The organism is Actinosynnema sp. NPDC023658, assembly GCF_040639995.1.
Lineage (GTDB): Bacteria > Actinomycetota > Actinomycetes > Mycobacteriales > Pseudonocardiaceae > Actinosynnema.
The window spans coordinates 1-4,541 of sequence record NZ_JBFAAX010000475.1; the positions used below are offsets into that span (position 1 = coordinate 1).

Genomic DNA, 4,541 nt, shown 5'->3' on the forward strand with positions numbered 1-4,541 from the left:
GCGGTGGGGCCCGGTCGGGCTTTTCAGCCGTTCTGCCTGATCAGCCCCCTCGCGGGGTGAGCACGTCGGGGGTCGGCCAGTCACGGGGTCGGCCCGTCACCGCGGGTCAGTCCATCGCCGCGGTGTCGCGAGGCGGGGCCACCGGGTCCCGCTCCTCGGGCTGCCCGGCCTCCATCCGCCTGCCCCGCTCCAGCTCCGCGTCCAGTTCCGCGCCGAGCAGCAGGGCCAGGTTCGAGATCCACAGCCACACCAGGAACACGATGACGCCGGCCAACGAGCCGTAGGTCTTGTTGTAGGACCCGAAGTTGGACACGTAGAACGCGAAGCCCAGCGACGCGAGGACCCACACGACCACCGTCACCAGGCCGCCCGGCGTGATCCACAGGAAGCTCGGCTGCCGCACGTTCGGGGACGCCCAGAACAGCAGGCCGATCGCCAGGCTCGCGAGCAGGAACAGCACGGGCCACTTGGCGAAGCCCCAGACCGTCACGACGGTCGAGCCCAGCCCGAGGAAGTCGCCCAGCCACTGCGCCACCCCACCGGTGAGCGTCACGCCGAGCGCGGTCAGCGCCAGCAGCAGCACCACGCCGATCGTCAGGCCCAGGCGCAGCGGGATGATCTTCCAGAACGGCCGGCCCTCCTTCACGTCGTAGACCGAGTTCGACGCGCGCATGAACGCCCCGACGTACCCGGAGGCCGACCACAGCGCGGTGACCAGGCCGACGATCGCCAGCAGCCCGCTCGCCTGCGACTTCTGCAGGTTCTCGATCGCGCCCGTGATGGTGTCCTTGGCCTCACCCGGGCCCAGCACGTCCAGGCTGTCCACAAGGGACTGCGTGGCGTCCGGGCCGAGCAGCCCCAGCAACGCGGTCAGCAGCAGCAGGCCGGGGAACAGCGACAGGACGGCGTAGTAGGTGAGCGCCGCGGCCCAGTCGGTGAGGTTGTCGTCGTTGAACTCCTTGAACGTCCGCTTGAGCACGGCCCACCAGGAGCGCTTGGGCAGTTGGGTCGGTGCCTGCGGTGCGTGCGCCATGGGCGACGGGTTTCCCCCGAACACCGTGCGTACACCCGCGCGTTTTCGGGTAGTCGGGTGGCGAGTGCAAGAGAGGAGACGGCCATGAGTCACGTCGCCGCCACCCACGCGGCTGACCAGGGTGCCGATCGGGTCACGAACCGCACGGCCGGCACCACGGACCGTGCAGCAGACCGTGCGACCGGTCGGGAGCCGTCGACCGCGGAACTGGTGAACAGGCTGTCCGAGCAGGTCAGCAGGCTGGCCCGGGACGAGATCCGGCTGGCCGTGGCCGAGCTGCGCACGAAGGGCAAGCACGTCGGCACGGGTGCCGGGCTGCTCGGCGGCGCGGGCGTGCTGGCCTGGTTCGGCCTGATGACGGTCGTGGCGGGCCTGGTGCTGCTGCTGGCCACCGTCATGCCGGCGTGGCTCGCGGCGTTCGTCGTGGCAGTGGCCGTGTTCGTCGTCGCGGGCGTGCTCGCGCTGATCGGCCGCAAGCAGGTCCAGCGCGGTACACCGCCGGTGCCGGAAGAGGCCATGGCGGGTGTCAAGAAGGACATCGCCACCGTGAGCGAGAGGGCACACCGATGAGCGGCAAGGACGCCCCGAAGGACCCGGACCAGCTGCGCGCCGACGTCGAGCAGACCCGGCGCGAGCTCGGTGACACCGTGGAGGCGCTGGCGCACAAGGCCGACGTACCCGGACGGGTGAAGGACAAGGCCCACGAAGGAGTGGAACAGGTGAAGGAGACCGCTACGCGGGCCAACGCGGCGGTGTCGGCGGCGGCGAGCAAGACGACCGCCAAGGTCGCCAAGGTCGCGGACAAGGCCGCCGACAAGGCCGGTGAGCAGGCCGGGAAGGCCAACGCGGCCGGTGCGGCGGTCGGCACGGCCGTCGGTGAGAAGGCCGCCGTGATCGGTGAGAAGGCCGGTGCCGTGGCGACCCAGGTGGGCGCCAAGGCGACCGAGGTGGCCGGGCAGGTCGGCGCGAAGGCCGGCGAGGTGGCCGAGCAGGTGGGCGCCAAGGGGAGCGTGGTGGGCGAGGAGGTCGGCACCAAGGCCGCGCAGGCGGTCGAGGCGCTCCCGCCGCCCGTGCAGCAGCGCGTGGACCAGGGCGTCCAGCAGGCCCGCAGGCACCCGGCGGCGGTCGCGGCCGGTGTCGCGGCGGTCGTGCTGGTGCTGTGGAAGCTGTTGCGGCGGGGGCGGTGACCGTGAACAAGCTCCTCTACCGACCCCTCGGCATGCTGTTCGGCGTGCTCGGCGGTCTGGCCGCCAGCGCGCTGTTCGGCCAGGTGTGGAAGCTGATGACCGGCACCAAGGAAGCGCCCACGCCGACCCAGAAGGACCGCAGCTGGGGCGAGGTCCTGCTGGCGGCGTCCATCCAGGGTGCGATCTTCGGCCTGGTGAAGGCCGCGATCGACCGCGGTGGCGCGACCGGTTACGACAAGATCACCGGCGAGTGGCCCGGTGACACGAACAAGTACGTCGACTGACGCCTCGCGGCCTCGCAGCCCGGTCCGGCTCCCCCTCTCGGGTCAGAGCCGGACCGGGCTTTTTCCTGCCCGAACCTTCACCTCGGCACTGCGCGCCCGGCCTCGGCCCTCACCGCGCCGGGCCGGCACCGCACCGGGCTAGGACGAGGGCTCGTCTTCCTTCCCCTGCTTGTCGCCGTGCCGCTCGCCCTCGTCGAGGAACTGCTCCGGGTCCACGTCGAGGTCGGGCACCTCCGGTGTGCCCGGCGAGTGCGGCGGGTCGGGGTTGATGCGCTGCTCCGACTCGTTCGAGTCTTCTTCGAGCGGGTGTTCGGTCATGTGCTCGATGTACCCGTCCGGTGGACGCTCAACCGGTGTGCGACCGACTCCGTCCGGCCCGCTCCCCCGACCTGGTGCGCTCCCGCTCACCCGATCAGAACCGCGGCGTGCGCTTCTCCAGGAACGCCGCCACGCCCTCCGCGTACTCCTGGCTGTGCACGGCCTCGTCGTACAGCGCGCGCACGCCGTCGTCCTCGTCGTGCTGCCCGTCCGTGATGCGGTTGACGATCTGCTTCGCGCCGCGGACGCTGACCTGCGCGCGTGCCGCGATGGTCTCGGACAGCTGCTTGACCCGCGCCTCCAGCGCGTCGGCCGGGTGCACCTCGTTGACCAGGCCGATGCGCAGCGCGGTGGCCGCGTCGATGATCTCGCCGCTGAACAGGATCTGCTTGGCCCAGGCCGGGCCGACCACGTCGACGAGCTGCTTGGTGGACGTGAAGTTGTAGACGATGCCGAGCTTGGCGGGCGTGATGCCGAACCGGGCGTCCGCCGAGGCCACCCGCAGGTCGCAGGCCAGCGCGATCTCGCAGCCGCCGCCGATGCAGAACCCGGTGATCGCGGCGATGGTGGGCTTGCCGAGGGTGGCGATGGCGCGTTCGCCGTTGTGCACGGCCTCGCCGTACCGGGCCGCGCCGTCCGCGCCCTTGCGCAGGGTGGAGAACTCGCTGATGTCCGCGCCCGCCGAGAAGTGCTCCCCGCCGCGGACGACCAGCACGCGCACCGCGTCGTCCCGCTGCACCTCGGCCAGCAGGCCGGGCAGGGCGGACCACATGTCGTAGCTCATGGCGTTGCGCTTGGCCGGGCGGTCGATCGTCAACGTCGCCACCGGGCCTGCGGTGTCGAGCCTCAGCGTCATCACCGCAGGGTACGGCTTCTCCGCCGCACGCTCACGTGAACAGCCAGAACGCCGTGCCGCCGACCAGCGCTCCCATCACCACGCCGACCACGACCTGCGCCTTCGTGTGGTGCCCCAGCACGACCCGTGACCAGGCCACCAGCACGACCAGCGGTGCGGCGAGGAGGACCCACGGGCCGAAGGTGATCGTCAGGATGGCCACCGCACCCGACGCGACCGCCGCGTGGAACGAGATCTTCCAGCCGCGCACGCCGTTCACCGGCAGGGCGAACGTCACCACCAGGCAGAGCAGCAGGCTGAGGAACATCGCCAGCGCCAGCCCCACCACGGCTCGCGGCGCACCGCCGAACAGCAGTGCGGTGAGACCGAGGCCGAGCGACGCCACGCACACGAGCAGCGGCACCAGCCGTCCCTCGCGGTTGGTGACGTGGTGGCCCTCCCACCGACCGCGCCGCGCGCCGCGCACGACCACGGCCATCGGCACGACCGACCCGGTCAACCCCACGACCGCGCCCCACAGCAGTCCTCCGCCCACGCTGCCCGTGGCGTCCCAGGCCACCAGGAGCGGCAGCGCGAGCACGAGCACCCACGGCGCCAACACCTCCGTGGTGATCCGGGCCAACGGGGGTGCCGACACACGCGCAGTCACCTCCCAACCCTATCGCCCGAACCACCCCCGACCCGGGCGTGTCCTCCCTCCAGAACCCCCGTGTCCTCCCCTCAAACCGCGAGAGTCCTACGTTCACAGCGCGAGAGTCCTACGTTCGCGCACCCTGAGTTCAACGCTCAGCACACCCGGCCGGTGTCGTGTGTGCGACCGCGCGCCACGCGGGCAGCGCCGCCGACGCGCGGGCGATCGCCGC

At 71.7% G+C, this 4,541-nt stretch carries 7 protein-coding genes; 3 read left to right on the forward strand and 4 right to left on the reverse strand.

All coding sequences use genetic code 11. From position 1 onward, the window contains the following. Positions 1 to 106: 106 nt before the first annotated feature. The gene (locus AB0G02_RS29260) at positions 107 to 1,033 is read right to left on the reverse strand and encodes a YihY/virulence factor BrkB family protein (RefSeq protein WP_360800097.1); all 927 of its coding nucleotides are present in this window, start codon (positions 1,031 to 1,033) and stop codon (positions 107 to 109) included. Between the two features lie 210 nt (positions 1,034 to 1,243). Here AB0G02_RS29260 and AB0G02_RS29265 point away from each other — a divergent pair, with 210 nt between their 5' ends. From AB0G02_RS29265 to AB0G02_RS29275, 3 genes are read left to right on the forward strand one after another with little or no spacing between them, the layout of a single operon-like run. Continuing rightward, positions 1,244 to 1,603: a phage holin family protein gene (locus tag AB0G02_RS29265; RefSeq protein ID WP_360800100.1), complete on the forward strand. Its 360-nt coding sequence runs from the start codon at positions 1,244 to 1,246 to the stop codon at positions 1,601 to 1,603. Next, positions 1,600 to 2,220: a DUF3618 domain-containing protein gene (locus tag AB0G02_RS29270; RefSeq protein WP_360800103.1), complete on the forward strand. Its 621-nt coding sequence runs from the start codon at positions 1,600 to 1,602 to the stop codon at positions 2,218 to 2,220. Before AB0G02_RS29265 ends, AB0G02_RS29270 begins: the two co-directional genes overlap by 4 nt. A 2-nt stretch (positions 2,221 to 2,222) precedes the next feature. Then, complete coding sequence (locus AB0G02_RS29275) at positions 2,223 to 2,504, forward strand: DUF4235 domain-containing protein (RefSeq protein ID WP_360800106.1); 282 nt, start codon at positions 2,223 to 2,225, stop codon at positions 2,502 to 2,504. A gap of 138 nt (positions 2,505 to 2,642) precedes the next feature. On the opposite strand, the gene AB0G02_RS29280 is transcribed toward AB0G02_RS29275, so the two are convergent. The 3 genes from AB0G02_RS29280 to AB0G02_RS29290 form a co-directional block, all read right to left on the reverse strand. Then, the gene (locus AB0G02_RS29280) at positions 2,643 to 2,822 is read right to left on the reverse strand and encodes a hypothetical protein (RefSeq protein WP_360800109.1); all 180 of its coding nucleotides are present in this window, start codon (positions 2,820 to 2,822) and stop codon (positions 2,643 to 2,645) included. Positions 2,823 to 2,916: 94 nt separating this feature from the next. Then, entirely contained in the window at positions 2,917 to 3,678 is a 762-nt protein-coding gene (locus tag AB0G02_RS29285) for an enoyl-CoA hydratase-related protein (protein WP_360800112.1), read from the reverse strand. A gap of 31 nt (positions 3,679 to 3,709) precedes the next feature. Then, entirely contained in the window at positions 3,710 to 4,327 is a 618-nt protein-coding gene (locus AB0G02_RS29290; protein ID WP_360800115.1) for a hypothetical protein, read from the reverse strand. Positions 4,328 to 4,541: the final 214 nt, after the last annotated feature.

What these genes read in the sequence shown, in the direction of transcription:
- AB0G02_RS29260 (WP_360800097.1), bottom strand. Translation starts at nt 1,033, where the DNA reads ATGGCGCACGCACCGCAGGCACCGACCCAACTGCCCAAGCGCTCCTGG.
- AB0G02_RS29270 (WP_360800103.1), top strand. Translation starts at nt 1,600, where the DNA reads ATGAGCGGCAAGGACGCCCCGAAGGACCCGGACCAGCTGCGCGCCGAC.
- AB0G02_RS29280 (WP_360800109.1), bottom strand. Translation starts at nt 2,822, where the DNA reads ATGACCGAACACCCGCTCGAAGAAGACTCGAACGAGTCGGAGCAGCGC.
- AB0G02_RS29285 (WP_360800112.1), bottom strand. Translation starts at nt 3,678, where the DNA reads ATGACGCTGAGGCTCGACACCGCAGGCCCGGTGGCGACGTTGACGATC.